We start from the raw sequence: 17,474 nt of genomic DNA, 5'->3' as shown, positions 1-17,474 counted from the left end.
ATAAAGCGCTAGTTTTTCACATCGCTTAAAAACACATGCCTTAAAAGTTTGGCTTCGCTTAAAAAAGCGTTTTTTAATACCGCGCTTTTATAAGTGTAATGATCTTCAATGCTTGAAACTTCGCCCACAAACACCCCCGCTCCAAAAATCCCGTCTAGCCCGCTCGTTAGCACTTGATCGCCTATGTTGATTTCAGCACTAGGGACAATAAAATCCACGACTAATTCTTGCTTGAAATTAGTCCCTATAAAGCCTAACACTTGATTTTGGCCTATCATCACGCTATAAGCGCATCTCTTGTGGGCGTTCAAAAACCCATTCAAGCGCCCTTTTTCCAGCACCGCAATGCCTATAGCTTGGTTGTGAGAGACAAGGCCATAAATCTTATTTTCTTCTAAATTTACAATAGGGTTGAGAGAAACGCTGTGCGTGTCTTCTAAACTGATGAATGAAGTCATAAAAGTAGGGGTATAAGTCATTTTTGGATTTTCTAAAGGATAGATACTATTCAAACGCTCTTTCAAATCGGCGTTTTCTAGTTTTAAAGCTTCTAAAATCAAGCGTTCTTTTTGAAATTCCTTAATGTTTTGGGCTTGAAAAAAATACGCTTGAATGTTGTCTAATAAGCTGTTTTTAGCGCTCATCAAGGCATTTTTAATCCTGTCGCTGATATAAGAAGAACTGCCTTTAATGTCTAAAAAATAAAAAATAAGAAAAATCCCTAAAAGCCAAAGGAATTTGAAATAAAAACGCATGCATTATTCACTAAAACCCACACGGCTGAGTAAATCCAAATCTTGTATGGCTTCCCCTGTGCCTTTGGCTACCGCCAATAAAGGCTCATCGCCCACATACACAGGGAGTTTAACCATATCGCTTAAATACTTGTCTAATCCCTTAATCAAAGCCCCACCGCCGGTAAGCACCACGCCATTTTGCACAATGTCTCTCGCTAAATCCGGTTTCACCTCTTCAAGCACGCTCCTTAAAGCGCTAGAGATTTCCCTCACCTGATCTTTAATGGCTTCAAACACGTCATCAGAGCTCAATTCAATCGTGTGCAACAACCCGCTCACTTGATCCCTCCCTGACACTTCCATGGTGAGAGGCGGATCTAGTTTGATCGCGCAACCGATTTCAATCTTAATCTCTTCGCCGGTGCGCTCCCCTATCAATAAATTGAATTTCTTGCGGATGTATTCCACGATGCTTTGATCCAATTTATCCCCAGCCACTCTAATGCTTTTAGAAATGACTAACCCCCCAAGACTGATCACGCCAATTTCAGTCGTGCCTCCGCCAATATCCACAATCAAACTCCCTTGCGGCTCTTTGACCGGCAAGCCTGCCCCAATCGCGGCCGCCATAGGCTCTTCAATTAAAAAGACCTCTCTAGCCCCAGCGCTTAAAGCACTCTCTTTAACCGCATTCCTTTCCACGCTTGTCAACCCATAAGGCACGCACACCATGATGCGCGGGCGGATCCATGTTTTTCGTTTGTGCGCTTTTTCAATAAAATAGCGGATCATTTTAGCGGTAATGTCATAATCGGCAATCACGCCATCTTTCATGGGGCGAATCGCTCTGATGCTGTTAGGGGTTTTGCCTAGCATTTCCTTAGCCTCGCTCCCCACTGCCAAAATATCATAAGCTTTAGAATCAAACAATCCCATGCGCACCGCCACAATAGAAGGCTCATTGATAATAATGCCCTGCCCTTTGACCAACACGATCGTGTTAGCCGTGCCTAAATCTATGGCAATATCATGCGAAAACAAACCGATCAATTTGCTAAAAATCATGCCCTTTCCAATCCTTTATCGTTAAATTTATAAGCGTGTTCCTTAAGGAAGAATTTTAGAATGCGTTTTAGCGATGATTAAAGGTTCAGCCTGTTTCAAAACACAATCTTTAGTGATACGCACTTCCGATCCCTTAAGCTTGGGCAAATCAAACATAATATCCAAACAAAAATCTTCAATGATCGCCCTTAAGCCCCTAGCCCCGGTTTTTCTTTCTAAAGCGAGTTTAGCGATTTCTTTAATGGCTTCTTCTTCAAAGATCAAATCCACTTCATCCATTTTGAAAAGTTGCTGGTATTGCTTGATTAGGGCGTTTTTAGGTTTTTGTAAAATATCCACCATCGCTTCTAAACTGATGCTATCTAGCGTGCTTAAAACCGGCAAACGGCCAATAAGCTCAGGGATAAGCCCATAAGTTACCAAGTCATGGGTTTGGACTAAATGCAAGATCGCTTCTTGCTCTTTTTTGCTCATCTTTTCTTGAGTGAAACCCAACACATTTTGCGTGGTGCGTTTTTTAATGATTTCAGCTAACCCGTCAAACGCTCCGGCGCAAATGAATAAAATATCGCTCGTGTCAATTTGAATGAAATTGCCCTCAGGGTGTTTTCTGCCGCCTTTGGGGGGGATATTCACTAAAGAGCCTTCAACGATTTTCAACAACGCTTGCTGAACGCCCTCGCCAGAAACGTCTCTAGTGATGGAGCGGTTTTCTGACAAACGGCTGATTTTATCAATCTCATCAATAAACACAATGCCTTTTTGGGCTTTTTGGACATTCCAATCGCTCGCTTGCAACAATCTTGTAAGGATATTTTCCACATCTTCGCCCACATAACCCGCTTCAGTCAAGCTAGTCGCATCGCTAATGGCGATAGGAATATCCAAATGCTTGGCTAGAGTTTGCGCCATTAGAGTCTTGCCTGATCCTGTAGGGCCGATCAGTAAAATATTAGACTTGCTCAACTCCACTTCTTCTAAATGTTCTAACTCCACATTGCTGTCTTGGTTGTCTTGTTTTTTGAGTTTTTCTTTAAAAGATAAGCGTTTGTAATGGTTATACACGGCTACGGAAAAAACCTTTTTGGCCTGCTCTTGGCCTATCACATAATTGTCTAAAACCGCCTTAAGCTCTTTAGGGGCTGGAATGCAAGAGAGCAAAAACTCTTCTTCATGGACGCTTGATTCCATTCTTCTTAATCGGTCTCTTTTGAGCGCTAATAAAGAATCCATTCTATCGTATTTATGCAATTCCCCATGCATCACATCTATACAATATTCGCACACGCACACATCTTTATTCAGGTTGCTCGCAAAAATAATGCGGCGTTTTTTGGGATCTCTGGATTCTGGTTTTTTGCAAAAACTGCAATAAAGCGTTTCGTTCATGTTATTCCTCTTGTTTTTCTTCGCTAGAATATTCGCTTGACTTATACGCCACGCCCCTAGAACTCTCCAAAATAAAAGAGCAAATCTCTTTTACAAAAGGGTTATTGGCATGCTCTTCTAATTCTAATTTAGCGCTCTCTCTTAAGGAGGGGACAGGGCTAAACAACCTTTTATAAAGCGCATAAATAAAATCAATATCCTTACTCTCTAGTAATTGGCGCATCCGGTGGCGGTTTAACCCCCTAATAAAAGCGCGATTGCCCTCCACGGTGCAATAAGGCGGCACATCTTTGCCTAAAGCGCTCTTACCGGCTATCATGCACCCTTTAGCGATACGCACAAACTGATGGATTGCGGTAAGACCGCCGATATTGACATAATCGCCTATTTCAATATGCCCTGCTAAAGTTACGCCATTAGCCAAAATGCAATGATTGCCAATCACGCAATCATGCGCAACATGCACATAAGCCATGAGCAGGTTTTTATCCCCAATAATGGTCTTTTTAATCCCCCCTTCAGTGCCAGGATTTATCATGCAAAATTCACGAATGAGGTTGTCTTCTCCAACCATCAGTTCGCTGTATTCGCCCTTATATTTTAAATCTTGAGGCTGTGTGCCTAGCACGGCAAAAGGGAAAATTTCGGTGTTTTTCCCGATGAAAGTATGCCCTTGTAAGGTTACATTGTTATGGAGTTTTACGCCATCATCTAGTTTGACGCCATCCCCAATCACGCAAAATTCCCCAATCTCTACACCCTTGCCAATCTCTGCTTTAGGAGAGATGATGGCTGTTTTTGCAATTTTACTCATTTTTATTCTCTCTCTGCGATCATGGCTTTCAATTCGGCTTCAGCGACCACTTTGCCATCCACTTGAGCCGTGCCACCCACTTGCCAGATCATGCCCTTATGCTTTAAGACTTCTAAATGGTATTCCAATCTGTCGCCTGGGGTTACAGGAATGCGGAATTTAACCTTATCAATCGTCATGAAATACACGATTTTTGTTTTGGCTATTTCAGGGTCAAACCCCCACAAGCTAGTGAAAGCCAAAAACCCTCCGCTTTGCGCCATGCCCTCTACGATCAAAACGCCCGGGAAAATGGGCTTATTAGGGAAATGCCCGTTAAACACATCTTCATTAAAAGTGATATTCTTATAAGCGACAATTTTTTGATTGGCTTGTAACTCTATAATTCTATCCACTAAGAGCATGGGATAGCGGTGAGGTAGAATCTGTAAGATATGCTCTATAAAAAATTGAGATTGTAAGTTTTGATGGCTTTGTTCCATAAAATAAACTCCTTGTTTTGGTTCAACTAAAGCGCCATTTTTAGCGTTGGTTATCCTATAAAAATAACCGCTATTATACCATAAGAAAACCGCTCGCTTGTATTTGCAAAAACGCCGATGCATTGCGCCATAAGTTTAAAGAAACGCTTTACACAGACACCGCTTTGCATCATTCATGCGTGTGGCTTAGAATATTCTCTCTTAAATGGTAGTGTGGGTATTTGTTAGAATCCAAAACCACTTGCCCCATGAGCTGCTTGTCCAAATTGAAAATTAAAGGGGCTAAATAATTCACGGTGGAAAGCTCAATGGGAGTTTGAACCACCATGATATTAGCGACTAGAACGCTCTTGGCTCCCTCTAATTCTAAAAGGATTTTTAAGGGGGCAGGCACTTCAAATTCGTATTTTCTTAAAGCAAAGGGATTAACCAGCGTGAAAGACACCACGGAATTATCTTCTGCACTATTCAAACGCAAAAAGATTTCATCAATCTTTTGCAAACGCATTTTATGAACGGTTTCAAACCCTAATATAGGCGCTTTCACATCAAAAATCATAGGCGATTGCATTCCCTTTAAAAAAGCACAAAATCTTCTCCTTAAAGAATAAAGACCGCCTTAAAACCAGCGCTCAATGATTTCTAAATTAAAAACTCTGTATTATATCAAACAATTTTGGTAAAATCAATTTTTGCTAGTTTTGGGTATAATCCCAATAATTTAATCATGATGGAAGTTTAACTGAAGAATTATTAAAATATAACAAGGAGTGAGGAATGAGCAAAATAAAACCACAAATCAAGAAAAATAATCCCAGTAAATCTCATTTTAGCGATGGGTGGCACCTTTTTGGTGCGGTTGGGCTTGATTTGGAGAAATGGTGCTGACATTATTCGGTGGGAATAAGAAAGATTAAGAAAAAATAACCATGAGTTATTCAAAAATTTAACTTTATAAGACAGGTGGCATGCGTTTAAAACATTTTAAAACTTTCCTTTTTATCACAATGGCAATCATTGTGATAGGCACCGGTTGCGCGAACAAAAAGAAAAAAAAAGACGAATACAACAAACCGGCGATTTTTTGGTATCAAGGGATTTTGAGAGAAATCCTTTTTGCTAATTTAGAAACAGCGGACAATTACTATTCTTCCTTACAAAGCGAACACATCAATTCCCCCCTTGTCCCAGAAGCCATGCTAGCTTTAGGGCAGGCACACATGAAAAAGAAAGAGTATGTTTTAGCGTCTTTTTACTTTGATGAATACATCAAGCGCTTTGGGACTAAGGACAATGTGGATTATTTGACTTTTTTAAAGTTGCAATCGCATTATTACGCTTTCAAAAACCATTCTAAAGACCAGGAATTTATCTCTAATTCTATTGTGAGTTTAGGCGAATTTATAGAAAAATACCCTAACAGCCGTTACCGCCCCTATGTAGAATACATGCAAATCAAATTCATTTTAGGGCAAAATGAGCTCAATCGTGCGATCGCGAATGTCTATAAAAAACGCCACAAGCCTGAGGGCGTGAAACGCTATTTAGAAAGGATAGATGAGACTTTAGAAAAAGAGACTAAACCCAAACCATCGCACATGCCTTGGTATGTGTTAATTTTTGATTGGTAGGATATTTCAAAACCATACAAATTTATAACAGAGAGATGAAAAATGACTGAAGATTTTCCTAAAATTCTGCCTTTATTGGTAGAAGAAGACACTTTTTTATACCCCTTTATGATAGCCCCTATTTTTTTGCAAAATAACGCGAGCATTAAGGCGGTGGCTTACGCTAAAAACAATAAATCATTAGTCTTTATTGCATGCCAAAAAGACAAATTGAATGACAATGAAGCCCCTTATTATGACGTGGGGGTGATAGGCTCTGTCATGCGTGAAGCCAACATGCCTAATGGGCGCGTGAAATTGCTCTTTAATGGCATCGCTAAGGGGCGTATTTTAGAGCCTGCTAAAGAAAACGAGCAAGGCTTTTTAGAAGCTCAAATAAGCCCTATTGAATATTTAGAATACGATAAAGAAAACATTCAAGCGATCGTGGAAGTCTTAAAAGAAAAAGTGATCACTCTAGCCAATGTCAGCTCGCTCTTCCCCCCGGATTTGATCAAGGCTTTAGAAGACAATGACGATCCTAACCGCATCGCTGATTTAATCGCAGCGGCCTTGCATTTGAAAAAAGATCAAGCGTATTCTCTTTTTGCCAACAACAACACCGAGCAGCGCTTGTTGGATTTGATTGATATTGTGATAGAAGAAACTAAAACCCAAAAACTCCAAAAAGAAATCAAGTCCAAAGTCCATCAAAAAATGGAGCAAACCAATAAGGAATATTTCTTAAAAGAGCAGCTCAAGCAAATCCAAAAAGAGCTTGGCACAGACAAACAACGAGACGAAGATTTAAACCAATACTACCAAAAACTAGAAAGCGTCAAGCCTTTTTTAAAAGAAGAAGCGTTTAAGGAAATCAAAAAGCAAATTGACCGACTGAGCCGAACCCATGCGGACAGCTCAGATAGCGCGACTTTGCAAAATTATGTTGAAACCATGCTGGATGTGCCTTTTGGGCAATATGAAAAAAAAGCGCTAGACATTAAGCATGTCAAAGAGCAATTAGACAACGATCATTATTCCTTAAAAAGGCCTAAAGAGCGCATCGTGGAATACTTTGCCACCATGCAACTTTTAGAAATGCGCCATAAAAAAAAGCAAGAAAAAAAAGACAAGACTAAAGGCACGATTTTATGCTTTTATGGGCCTCCTGGTGTGGGTAAAACAAGCTTGGCTAATTCTATCGCTAAAGCGATAGAGCGCCCTTTAGTTCGGATCGCTTTAGGGGGCTTAGAAGACGTGAATGAATTAAGAGGGCACAGACGCACTTATATAGGCTCAATGCCAGGGCGTATTGTCCAAGGGCTTATTGAAGCTAAAAAGATGAATCCTGTCATGGTTTTAGATGAGATTGACAAGGTGGATAGGAGCGTTAGGGGCGATCCAGCGAGCGCTTTATTAGAGATCTTAGACCCTGAGCAAAATATCGCTTTTAGGGATCATTACGCGAATTTCAGCATTGATTTGTCGCAAGTGATTTTTATCGCTACTGCTAACAATATTGACAGGATCCCGGCCCCTTTAAGAGACAGAATGGAATTTATCAGTGTGTCCAGCTACACGCCTAGCGAAAAAGAAGAGATCGCTAAAAACTATCTCATCCCCCAAGAATTAGAAAAGCACGCCTTAAAGCCTAGCGAAGTGGATATTAGCCATGAGTGTTTGAAACTCATTATTGAAAAATACACCAGAGAAGCGGGCGTTAGGGATTTACGAAGACAAATCGCAACGATTATGCGTAAAGTAGCTTTAAAATACCTAGAAGATAACCCGCACAAAAAAGGGCGGACCAAAAAAGGCGAAGATCAAAAAAGCGAAAATCAAAAAAGCGAGAGTAAAGATTTCTGCGTCTCTATCACGCCTAATAACCTTAAAGAGTATTTAGAACGCATGGTGTTTGAAATTGACCCCATAGATGAAGAAAATAAAATCGGTATCGTCAATGGTTTGGCATGGACTCCAGTGGGTGGTGATGTGCTTAAAATTGAAGCGCTTAAGATTAGAGGCAAGGGGGAATTGAAGCTCACCGGGAGCTTAGGCGATGTGATGAAAGAATCCGCCATTATTGCCTTTTCTGTTGTCAAAGTCTTATTGGATAACGAAACCTTAAAGGCGCCTAAAATCCCTAGCGAAACCGATGCAGAGGGTAAGAAAAAGAAAAAAGCGCTGAAAGTTTATAACGCTTATGATTTGCACTTGCATGTCCCTGAGGGGGCTACGCCTAAAGACGGCCCGAGCGCTGGGATCGCTATGGCAAGCGTGATGGCGAGCATTTTGTGCGATAGGGCTACAAGAAGCGAAGTGGCAATGACGGGCGAATTGACTTTGAGCGGGGAAGTTTTACCCATAGGGGGGTTGAAAGAAAAATTGATCGCCGCTTTTAAAGCCGGCATTAAAACCGCTCTCATTCCTGTCAAAAACTATGAAAGGGATTTAGACGAGATCCCTGCTGAAGTGCGAGAGAATTTAAACATCGTTGCGGTGAAAAACATCGCTGAAGTGCTAGAAAAAACCTTACTTTAGAATTTGGCATGAAAGCAGGCATTATTGGTTTAGGGCTTATGGGGGGGAGTTTAGGGTTGGCCTTGCAAGAATGGGGGCGTTTTAAAAGCGTTACAGGCTATGATCATAACGCTTTGCATGCTAAATTGGCTTTGACTTTGGGGCTTGTAGATGAATGCGTGGAGTTTGAAAAGATTTTAGAATGCGATGTGATTTTTTTAGCCATTCCAGTTGAGGGCATCATTGGATGTTTGAAAAAAATGACTTCTGTTAAAAAAAGCGCAACGATTATTGATTTAGGGGGTGCTAAAGCGCAAATCATTCGCAATATCCCTAAAAGCATCCGTCAAAATTTCATCGCCGCGCACCCCATGTGCGGGACAGAGTTTTATGGCCCTAAAGCGAGCGTTAAGGGGCTGTATGAAAACGCTTTGGTGATATTGTGCGATTTAGAAGATTCAGGGGCTGAGCAAGTAGAACTCGCTAAAGAAATCTTTTTAGGCGTTAAAGCGCGCTTGATCAAGATGAAATCCAATGAGCATGACACCCATGTGGCTTATATCAGCCATTTACCCCATGTTTTGAGCTACGCTCTAGCCAATAGCGTTTTAAAGCAAAACGACCCAGAGATGATTTTATCCTTAGCGGGTGGGGGTTTTAGGGATATGAGCCGTTTGTCTAAAAGCTCGCCTTTAATGTGGAAAGATATTTTCAAACAAAACCGAGACAATGTCTTAGAAGCGATTAAAAAATGCGAAAAAGAAATCGCGCAAGCTAAGGCTTGGATAGAAAATAACGATTATGAAAGCCTTGCAGAATGGATGGCGCAAGCGAACAAACTCCAGGAGTTCATGTAAAATAATTTAAAATTTGCATATTGTTGTTTTTAGAGTTGCGAGAAGCAGGTAATAATCGTTTTTATTTCATTTCTCCAACACCTATGAAACGCTTCCAACAAAAAACCAATTTTAGCCGTTTAGAAATTTGATTTCTTAAACCTTTATCCAAAATACCGGTGTTTTACGGGCATTTTAAGAGCGGTTTTAATACTTCTTAGCGTTGTTAAGATACTTAGGCAATTCGTTCAACTCAGCGTTTTTATTATTCTTAAAAACCACTTGCTTTTCAACCCACTCATATTCTTTACAATCTCTTCTCATTTCTTGTAAGGGATAGTTTTGGTTGTCATTAGGGATATAAAAGCATTCGCTTTTAGCGTTTTCATAGCTATCCGTTAAGCTTATATCATAATGATACCAAAAGCCGCTAGGGATAGCGATATTTTTAGAGCTAAAAGTCCTATAACCTTGTTTGATAATGGTGAGTTCTTCTACTAAAACTTGATGGTATTTCCTGGCCAAATTACGGCCCTCTTTTTCTACCAATAAAACAGAATGCCTGTTGGTGTTTTTGGCTTCAGGGGTGATATTAGTCATTCTGTAAGTCTCTCTTAAAGGGTTAGACGCAAAATCAAAAGAAGCGTCATTCGCCACAAAATGCCCCCTATCAAAACCGCTTCTGGTGTAATCTTGTGTCGTGGCTTGTTGGTATTTGGCTAATCGTGTGTCCGTTTTAAACTCATAGCGTTTTTCAATATTGTTTTTATCCACTAAATCCCCAAACAACACGCTCACGCCATAAATAGGGTTTTTTAACTCGCTAGAATAACACACCGAATAGAAGTTATTTTTTAAGACTTTACAATCAATGTTAGTGAGCATGCCATTAGCGTTATGAGTGGTATTGCGATTTTTAGCGGGGTTAGCGCTATTGACTTGATCCTTGATTTCATTAAGCTTTTTAGCGGTGTAGCTGTTAATAGCCTTAGTGAAATTATCCAGCATGTCCGCTTGGAGCCAACTCATAGCGATCAGGCTAAAACAGAGCCAGTTTTTAAAGGTTTTCATGTTTTGCTCCTTGTTGGTTGGCTTGAATACTACAACAATATTTTTAATCGTTTATTTTTACCCACTAAATAGGCGTAGCGTTTTGATGCGTTAAATCGCGCATTGAACGATCAAATTTAAGAATAAAAAATTTCATTGTATTTTTTAGTGATCTCATCTATCTCCCATGCGTCTTCGTCAATATCGCCCAAGTTTAAATAGTCTTCGTTAGAGTCCAAAGAAGCGCAGCATTTTCTTTTTTGCTCGTTTAAATCTAAATTTTGGAACTCTTCGCTATGGATTTCACCCATCTTATTATCGGCGCGTTTTAAAAAACGCTTATTAAGAGCGTTAAAGATTTTTAGGCATTCGCTCGCGCTGTTAGCGTTAGTGATTTGTTTTTTAATTTCTAAATTCACTTCTTTTAATTCAGCATAGACAAAACTCCCGCCCTCTTTAAAACCGCATTTTTTAGAAATGCCCCCTTGCTCGCCCTCTATGACTTTTTTTAACCTTTCTTTAGTGATCGTTTCTATATAGTCCATTTGCTCGATGCCAATGTAGCGGCGTTTCATTTTGTGCGCCACCGCGCAAGTCGTCCCGCTCCCGGCAAAAAAGTCTAACACGAGGTCGTTTTCTTGGGTGGAAATTTCTAAAATTCTTGAAATTAGGGCTTCGGGTTTGGGGGTGTCAAAAAGTTTTACATTATTAAAGAGAGCTAGCAATTGTTTTGTGGCATCTTGATTATGTCCCACTTCTGTATATTTCCATATTGTTAAAGGTGTGGTGCCTTGCTTGACTTCACTTAAAAAGCGTTTCAAACTAGGAACATTGTCTCCATTTCTTCCAAAATAAATACGATTATCATCTACAAGTTTTTGAAAATTTTCTTTTGAAGTCATCCAACACCGCCCTTTTGGTGGCGTTACAATTTTTCCACTTGGTGTAGTGATAGGATAATCATAACTCGCCATATAAGTTTTTACCAAACAATCACTAGGTTTCCACGCACCCCTTTCATCGTTATCTAAATTTTTATAGCGTGCATTCATCTCGCTTGTGCGTGGTAATAAATTAGGCCGCCAAATTTCTTTATCTTTAGCATATAGTAAAATAAAATCGTGGTTATCAGAGAACCATTTCGCATCATTTTGTGGAGAATACTTTTTTTCCCAAATAATCGTATTTACAAAATTCTCCCTAAGAAAAATCTCATCCATTAAAACCTTTAAATAAGCCTGTTCGTTGTCATCGCATTGCACAAAAATCACACCATCATCGCTTAAAAATTCCCTAGCCGCTTCAAGCCTGTTTTTCATAAACACTAGCCAAGAGCTGTGGTTGAAATTATCGTTGTAATTAAAGCTGTCATTACCCGTATTATAAGGGGGGTCAATGTAGATGCATTTCACTTGTTTAGCGAATTTCTTTTTTAAAGAATGAAGAGCGATCAAGTTATTGCCTTTGATAAGGTAGTTTGTGTTTTTATCTTTTAAAGCGCTTTCTAAATCGCCTTGTCCATGCATTTCAAAACGGCACAACACTTTCGGGCTTAAAAGCACATCAATTTCGTTTTTATGCAGTATTTCATGGTAAAAAAGCTCGTCAGATTTGGTGTTGTTATCTTTAGCGTTACCCAGTAAAACATTGTCTTTAAAAGGGAAATGCAAAACGACGGATCCGCTGGATTTGATAAAGCCCCCTTGTGAATACAAGCCTATTTTATTTTTAAATCGCGTGAAAGAGCGATCTAATTCTTTTATTTCTAAACATTCCAATAACGCTTTTTCATTGAATACGAGCGAGTTAGCGATCATTTTAAAAAAGTGTTTTTTATAGTCGTTAGCGTTTTCATGCTCAAGCATGAAAGTTAAAAGCTTTTCATCATGTTGTAAGATTAAAGTAACTAATCGTTCTTTAGTGAAGTGATTGATTAAAGCGTCTAGTAGGGTTTTGAGTGGGGTTTTTAACATTCTTTGTCCTTAAAAATTTGATTGAAAGCGGTTTGAAATTCGCCATTGAATACTTTATTATTATGGAGCGTGAAAAACGGCAAGCCTTTTAAATGGAGCTTTTTGTTATGGCTTTTAAGCGTGGCGTTTTCTAGCGTTTCTAAAAATTCTTTTTTCCAAGCGTTAGAAGGCTCTAAATGTTCGCCTTTAGCTTCCATGTAACAAGTGAAGCCTAAAAATTCATCGCTATGCGTTTGGGCAAAAAGGATAAAATCCGGCTCAAAACCTTGCGCGTAATAGGGGCTGTTTTCTATATTGCAAAAAATTTTTAATTCAGCGAAATGATCGTTCCTTAAAACGCACCATTCTTTAAATTTCTTGTCTAAAACCTCTTTATGGTCGTTGATGAAATTTAAAAACTTCCTTTCTAAATCGCTGTCTAGTTTTCGCATGTCTTTAAAAAGCAGCCATTCATAAAAGGGAATGTCTTTTTCCCATTCGCTAGCGCTAAGGCTTTTATTGTGCGTTTCAAATTCTTTTAATTCTAACGCGCTCACGCTAGGTTTATCTTGCTCTTTTAAAAGCGTGTCTTTTAAATTTTCAATGATATAAACAGCGAGTTGTAAAAGGATTTTATTGTCATCAAACTTTTGGTTTTTATGGAAGTTTGTTTTTAATAGCGAAATATATTCCTTTATAAATCCCACTTTATTGTTAAAGGCATGTTTTTTAAAGGCTTTTTTAAGCGTCTTGAAATCCAGGTTTTTTAAATTAAGGGCTTTTAAAAAATAGTTTATAGGGATTTTATTTAAGGTATGGGGCTTAAAATAAGTTGTATCGCCTTTATTTTCTTCTTTAAAATCCACTTGCTTTTCACGCACATTAAAGCCAAATAAAGGGACATGCAAACTTTGGAGTGTGGCTTCAACAGGGTCTGAATAATCCATACTAAATAAGTTTTTCTTTTTGTCTTTTGTGTTGCTCGCATAGTAGCATTTGAAACGCTTGGTGGGCGTTAAAGGGATAGTCTGTTTTTCATTTACAAATCCTAATCCTAAATCTTGTAACTCGTTGTTTAATTTAGCGATAAACTCGCTGTCATAAATGGCATGGTAGTCTAACCTCTCTAGCGCGCTTAAGGGGTTTGAAAAATCAAACTTGCGTTGGTAAAACTCTATGCGGCTTGGCTTGAAATCGTTGTAGCTAAAGGGGTAGTATCTCGCTCCTCGCCCTATGAGCTGGGCGTCTTTTGTGGTGTCTTTTTGGCTCGCTTTATTTTTAAGCCTGACAATGTCAAACAAATTCAACACATCCCAGCCTTCATTGAGCTTATCCACGCTAAAAATCACTCTTTTAGGGTTGTCTCTGTCTTCTAGGGAGTTCAATAAAAGCATGCCCTTTTCTAATTCTTTTTCGTTATTGGTGTTAATTTGGGTGCTTTTTTTGAATTTCGTTTGTAAGAATGCGGCAAGGTTAGGGGTGTATTTTTGCTTGTCAAAAAAGTTTTTAGCGGCTTTAAAAAAAGCGTTGCGGCTGTAATGGAAAAAATTTTCTAAATCTAAAGGGCTTAAATTTTCTAAAAAGGCGTTGAAGTGCTCTTGATTTTTTTTACTCTCTTCAATCCTTTCGCTTTTAAACAAAATGCAGGGTTTAAAGTTTTCAATATTATGGTGTTGGGCTAGTAATTCTTTATACAAACTGGAAACGCATGCCCCTAAAAAGCGCGTTTCTAATTCTTTGTTTTCATAGGAAAGGGAGTAGATGTTTTTGCAAAATTTATCCTCGCTAAATTCTTTTAAGGTGTAAGTTGCCACCTTTAAGTTTTTATATTTTTCTTCAACGCTTTTTTCTTTAGGGATAGTGGCACTAAATTCCAGCAATAAATTGTCTTTATTTTGTTCTAGGGCTAATTTCACAACGCTTTCCCAGTTGCGTTTTTCACTAGCCTCACTATCATTCAATTTCTTTTTAGTCTCTGTGTTTAAATGGTGCGCTTCATCCGCTAAAAAAACCAATTTCTGATCTTTTAAATCCTCTAGGGTGATAGCGTTTTCTTTAGCTTTAGTGAATAATGAGAACAAGCCTTGAATGGTGCTGAAATAAATGTTGATAGCGTTGTTGTGGCTCTCGTTTAAATTATTGATGCTTTTAATTTCTGTGTTTTCATCATTGATATTGATATTCTCGCTAAAAAGGTATTTTGATGAAACGCTGTCTGTGAAATTCAATTTCGTTTTTTCTAAAATGCTGGCGCTGTTTACAAAAAAGATAAAGTTTTGATAGCCTTGTTTATAGCATTCTAAAATCAAACCCGCCATCACTAAGGTTTTACCGCTACCGGTTGCCATTTCAAACATGAAATGCTTTTGAGTTGGGTGGGATTGGCGTTTTTCTAAATAATTATATATCGCTTTTTTTTGATAATCTCTAAGCTCTTTTTTTAAATTACTGGTGATGTGGGTGGGTAGATCTATTTCTTTATTATTGGGTGCGTTATTTAACGCATGATTTTTTATCGCTGATTGGGGGGGGGGGGGTAACTTTGAATGGATGAATCTTGCATGAAATCCCTTAAGTGAAAAGTTAAGGGAATTATAGCGTAAAGTTTTGGGATTAATTTTAAGGGTGTAAGCGAACAGTTGAATTAAAATCAAACAAAGTTTAGTTTTAATATTTAATGGAATAAAGCCCTTAAAATCAAAAGCGCTTCTTTTTCTTTGCTATAATCAATCTAAAAAAACCAACTTTTTTAAAACAAAGGAATGATTATGCAAGAGATTTTTTTATGTTCTATTTCCAATGTGCGCAGTGGGGATTGCAAGGAAGATTGCGCTTATTGCACGCAAAGCTCACACCATCAAGGAGCGATCAAGCGCTATAAATTTAAAGATGAAAAAGTGGTTTTACAAGAGGCTAGAGCGTTAAGGGAATTGGGGGCTTTAGGGTTTTGTTTGGTTACTTCAGGGCGCGAATTAGACGATGAAAAATGCGAATACATCGCTAAATTAGCTAAAGCCATCAACAAAGAAGAATTGGGCTTGCATTTAATCGCATGCTGCGGGCGCGCGGATTTGGAGCAATTAGAGTTTTTAAGAGATGCGGGCATTCACAGCTATAACCACAATTTAGAGACTTCGCAAAATTTCTTCCCTAAGATTTGTTCCACGCACACATGGGAAGAAAGGTTTATCACATGCGAAAACGCTTTAAGGGCGGGGTTAGGCTTGTGTAGTGGGGGGATTTTTGGGCTTAATGAGAGCTGGGAAGATCGGATTGAAATGCTTAGAGCCTTAGCTTCGCTCTCCCCGCACACCACGCCGATTAATTTTTTCATTAAAAACCCGGTATTGCCCATTGATGCAGAGACTTTAAGCGCGGATGAAGCCCTAGAATGCGTGCTTTTGGCTAAGGAATTTTTGCCTAACGCTAGGCTTATGGTGGCTGGGGGGCGTGAAGTGGTGTTTAAAGATAACGATAAAAAGGAAGCCAAGCTTTTTGAATACGGCATCAATGCGGTGGTGTTAGGGGATTATTTGACCACCAAAGGCAAAGCCCCTAAAAAAGATATAGAAAAACTGCTCTCTTATGGCTTGACAATGGCGACAAGCTGTCATTAATGAGAGAACTTTTTAAAAGCGTTAGAGGGTTTTTACGCCTTCTTAGAATGATTTTCTCCGAGCGTCTGAAAAACGCCTTTTTAGGCTTGAGCGAATTGTTTTACTACGCTTCCAGCTTGAGTTTTTATACGATTTTGTCTTTATCGCCTATTTTGTTGTTTGTGTTTAGTCTTTTTGTGTCTCATTATTTGCAAGCGCACAGCGGTGAAATGGAAGCCTTGATTTTCCCTAACGCTCCTAAACTCATTGGCGCGATTAAGGATTTTTTAGAAAATTTTAAAAAAACAGACATGACCCTAGGCACGCTTGAAGAGGTGTCTATTGTGGTGGCGTTGGTGCTTTTTTGTGAAAATTACCGCTCCATCGCATCAAAAATTTTTGACGCAAAGCCCAGAGATTATGCCCATTTTAAGGGTAAAGAAATCTTTTTATTTTGGGGTTTTGGCACGACTTTAGTGTTTTTATTCGCTCTGCCTTTGGTGGTGTTTTTTGACATTAAGATCCAAGTGTTTTTTGAAGATAAAGATTCAAGCCTGTTGCATGTTTTAAGATGGATAGGCACTTACGCGTTTTTTTTAATCCTTTTTACCATTCCCACGAACAAGGTGTTTAAACATTATTTTTGGGTGTTTTTATGGGTGTTTTTTACGAGCGTTTCTTGGCATGTGTTAAAATGGGCTTTCACTTATTATGTGTTATACAACCGCACTTACCATGAGCTTTATGGGAGCGTTTCTATTTTGTGGTTTTTGATGAGCTGGGTGTATGTGAGCTGGCTTGTGATTTTAATTGGCATGTATGGGTGCAAGGTGTGTGATGCATTCGATCCTAAAGAAGTGTTTAAGAAATTTTTAGGCTTTTTTAAAAAAGAAACTTGATGAAAAAGTTTTCTTTTAGATCGGTTCTAAAAATCTAAAACACAAAAACCATTCAAACACAAACCCCATAACAACCCCAACTAAAAAAGTTAAAAACAAAAGAAATAAAAAACAACACCAGCAAAATAAAAGAATAAAATCTAAAACGCTAAAAGCGTTTTTTACAATCAAACTAAAGAGCTTGGTTATAAAGCGATAACTTTTTAAAGAATAAAGAATAAAACTTTCTAAAAACATTTCTTATCGCTCTTTGGAATTAGTGCAGTTTAGGGATTTTAAAAAACTTCATAAACTACTTCCTTTTAAAAGAAGCTTAGATAAGAGTTTTATAAATAATTACATTTGCTAAAGAATAAAACTTTTTTCGTGAAGCACCCAAACGCTAAAGCGATTGGGTTTCCTAGGCTGATGTTGGGGGAGAGTTTGGTTCTCACTCTGTGTCCCTAATCATAGGGATTTTACAGAGTTTGAGCTCCAACGCATTCCCTACAGGTCTCACGCATCATATCTATAAAGGCGTAACT

At 38.7% G+C, this 17,474-nt stretch carries 14 protein-coding genes and 2 pseudogenes; 7 read left to right on the top strand and 9 right to left on the bottom strand.

The features are described 5' to 3' along the window. Window positions 1–8: 8 nt before the first annotated feature. From mreC to fabZ, 5 genes are read right to left on the bottom strand one after another with little or no spacing between them, the layout of a single operon-like run. A complete protein-coding gene (gene mreC / locus H7N67_RS06405; protein ID WP_042636498.1) occupies window positions 9–755 on the bottom strand; it encodes a rod shape-determining protein MreC in 747 nt (248 codons plus the stop codon). 3 nt (window positions 756–758) lie between these two features. Beyond that, the gene (locus tag H7N67_RS06400; RefSeq protein WP_000577745.1) at window positions 759–1,802 is read right to left on the bottom strand and encodes a rod shape-determining protein; all 1,044 of its coding nucleotides are present in this window, start codon (window positions 1,800–1,802) and stop codon (window positions 759–761) included. A gap of 42 nt (window positions 1,803–1,844) precedes the next feature. Beyond that, complete coding sequence (gene clpX / locus H7N67_RS06395; RefSeq protein WP_187939417.1) at window positions 1,845–3,191, bottom strand: ATP-dependent protease ATP-binding subunit ClpX; 1,347 nt, start codon at window positions 3,189–3,191, stop codon at window positions 1,845–1,847. Window position 3,192: 1 nt separating this feature from the next. Then, window positions 3,193–4,005 (bottom strand): acyl-ACP--UDP-N-acetylglucosamine O-acyltransferase, encoded by an 813-nt coding sequence (gene lpxA, locus H7N67_RS06390; RefSeq protein ID WP_187939416.1) that lies wholly within the window; start codon window positions 4,003–4,005, stop codon window positions 3,193–3,195. A 2-nt stretch (window positions 4,006–4,007) separates the two neighbouring features. Further along, entirely contained in the window at window positions 4,008–4,487 is a 480-nt protein-coding gene (fabZ, locus tag H7N67_RS06385; RefSeq protein WP_000438071.1) for a 3-hydroxyacyl-ACP dehydratase FabZ, read from the bottom strand. A gap of 52 nt (window positions 4,488–4,539) precedes the next feature. On the opposite strand from fabZ, the pseudogene H7N67_RS08150 reads away from it, so the two are divergent. Then, window positions 4,540–4,699: pseudogene (locus H7N67_RS08150) on the top strand (flavoprotein oxidoreductase). Here the strand turns inward: H7N67_RS08150 and fliW are convergent. Continuing rightward, window positions 4,657–5,046, bottom strand: coding sequence for a flagellar assembly protein FliW (gene fliW / locus H7N67_RS06380; RefSeq protein WP_187939438.1), 390 nt, complete (start codon window positions 5,044–5,046; stop codon window positions 4,657–4,659). The pseudogene H7N67_RS08150 and the gene fliW sit on opposite strands and share 43 nt — an antisense overlap. Window positions 5,047–5,264: 218 nt before the next feature. On the opposite strand from fliW, the pseudogene H7N67_RS08195 reads away from it, so the two are divergent. From H7N67_RS08195 to H7N67_RS06365, 4 genes and pseudogenes are all read left to right on the top strand, one after another. Continuing rightward, a pseudogene (locus H7N67_RS08195) lies at window positions 5,265–5,445 on the top strand (hypothetical protein). Window positions 5,446–5,455: 10 nt separating this feature from the next. Further along, a complete protein-coding gene (locus H7N67_RS06375; RefSeq protein WP_001237316.1) occupies window positions 5,456–6,118 on the top strand; it encodes an outer membrane protein assembly factor BamD in 663 nt (220 codons plus the stop codon). A gap of 42 nt (window positions 6,119–6,160) precedes the next feature. Continuing rightward, a complete protein-coding gene (gene lon / locus H7N67_RS06370) occupies window positions 6,161–8,638 on the top strand; it encodes an endopeptidase La (RefSeq protein WP_187939415.1) in 2,478 nt (825 codons plus the stop codon). Between the two features lie 8 nt (window positions 8,639–8,646). Then, window positions 8,647–9,474 carry a prephenate dehydrogenase gene (locus H7N67_RS06365; RefSeq protein WP_187939414.1) on the top strand — a complete coding sequence of 276 codons (828 nt, stop codon included), beginning with the start codon at window positions 8,647–8,649 and terminating at the stop codon, window positions 9,472–9,474. Between the two features lie 186 nt (window positions 9,475–9,660). Here the strand turns inward: H7N67_RS06365 and H7N67_RS06360 are convergent, their stop codons facing one another. From H7N67_RS06360 to H7N67_RS06350, 3 genes are all read right to left on the bottom strand, one after another. After that, the gene (locus tag H7N67_RS06360; protein ID WP_187939413.1) at window positions 9,661–10,524 is read right to left on the bottom strand and encodes a DNA/RNA non-specific endonuclease; all 864 of its coding nucleotides are present in this window, start codon (window positions 10,522–10,524) and stop codon (window positions 9,661–9,663) included. Between the two features lie 116 nt (window positions 10,525–10,640). Next, the gene (locus tag H7N67_RS06355) at window positions 10,641–12,476 is read right to left on the bottom strand and encodes a site-specific DNA-methyltransferase (protein ID WP_187939412.1); all 1,836 of its coding nucleotides are present in this window, start codon (window positions 12,474–12,476) and stop codon (window positions 10,641–10,643) included. After that, on the bottom strand, window positions 12,470–15,109 hold the full coding sequence (locus H7N67_RS06350; protein ID WP_187939411.1) for a DEAD/DEAH box helicase family protein: 2,640 nt from the start codon (window positions 15,107–15,109) through the stop codon (window positions 12,470–12,472). The genes H7N67_RS06355 and H7N67_RS06350 overlap by 7 nt, the downstream gene beginning before the upstream one ends. Before the next feature lie 114 nt (window positions 15,110–15,223). On the opposite strand from H7N67_RS06350, the gene H7N67_RS06345 reads away from it, so the two are divergent. Together H7N67_RS06345 and H7N67_RS06340 are read left to right on the top strand one after the other, a co-directional pair. Further along, a complete protein-coding gene (locus H7N67_RS06345) occupies window positions 15,224–16,072 on the top strand; it encodes a biotin synthase (RefSeq protein WP_001155604.1) in 849 nt (282 codons plus the stop codon). Then, window positions 16,072–16,950: a YihY/virulence factor BrkB family protein gene (locus tag H7N67_RS06340; protein WP_187939410.1), complete on the top strand. Its 879-nt coding sequence runs from the start codon at window positions 16,072–16,074 to the stop codon at window positions 16,948–16,950. Before H7N67_RS06345 ends, H7N67_RS06340 begins: the two co-directional genes overlap by 1 nt. The last annotated feature ends 524 nt before the right edge of the window (window positions 16,951–17,474 follow it).

The sequence above is a fragment of the Helicobacter pylori genome, assembly GCF_014498195.1.
In the GTDB taxonomy this organism is placed as follows: Bacteria; Campylobacterota; Campylobacteria; order Campylobacterales; family Helicobacteraceae; genus Helicobacter; species Helicobacter pylori_DO.
The sequence above is the reverse complement of the archived record's forward strand: the minus strand, read 5'-3'. Positions and strand labels throughout refer to the sequence as shown.

Excerpts from the sequence above, each read along its gene's own strand:
- mreC (WP_042636498.1), bottom strand. The coding sequence starts at position 755 with ATGCGTTTTTATTTCAAATTCCTTTGGCTTTTAGGGATTTTTCTTATT.
- H7N67_RS06400 (WP_000577745.1), bottom strand. The coding sequence starts at position 1,802 with ATGATTTTTAGCAAATTGATCGGTTTGTTTTCGCATGATATTGCCATA.
- clpX (WP_187939417.1), bottom strand. The coding sequence starts at position 3,191 with ATGAACGAAACGCTTTATTGCAGTTTTTGCAAAAAACCAGAATCCAGA.
- lpxA (WP_187939416.1), bottom strand. The coding sequence starts at position 4,005 with ATGAGTAAAATTGCAAAAACAGCCATCATCTCTCCTAAAGCAGAGATT.
- fabZ (WP_000438071.1), bottom strand. The coding sequence starts at position 4,487 with ATGGAACAAAGCCATCAAAACTTACAATCTCAATTTTTTATAGAGCAT.
- fliW (WP_187939438.1), bottom strand. The coding sequence starts at position 5,046 with ATGATTTTTGATGTGAAAGCGCCTATATTAGGGTTTGAAACCGTTCAT.
- H7N67_RS06375 (WP_001237316.1), top strand. The coding sequence starts at position 5,456 with ATGCGTTTAAAACATTTTAAAACTTTCCTTTTTATCACAATGGCAATC.
- lon (WP_187939415.1), top strand. The coding sequence starts at position 6,161 with ATGACTGAAGATTTTCCTAAAATTCTGCCTTTATTGGTAGAAGAAGAC.
- H7N67_RS06365 (WP_187939414.1), top strand. The coding sequence starts at position 8,647 with ATGAAAGCAGGCATTATTGGTTTAGGGCTTATGGGGGGGAGTTTAGGG.
- H7N67_RS06360 (WP_187939413.1), bottom strand. The coding sequence starts at position 10,524 with ATGAAAACCTTTAAAAACTGGCTCTGTTTTAGCCTGATCGCTATGAGT.
- H7N67_RS06355 (WP_187939412.1), bottom strand. The coding sequence starts at position 12,476 with ATGTTAAAAACCCCACTCAAAACCCTACTAGACGCTTTAATCAATCAC.
- H7N67_RS06345 (WP_001155604.1), top strand. The coding sequence starts at position 15,224 with ATGCAAGAGATTTTTTTATGTTCTATTTCCAATGTGCGCAGTGGGGAT.
- H7N67_RS06340 (WP_187939410.1), top strand. The coding sequence starts at position 16,072 with ATGAGAGAACTTTTTAAAAGCGTTAGAGGGTTTTTACGCCTTCTTAGA.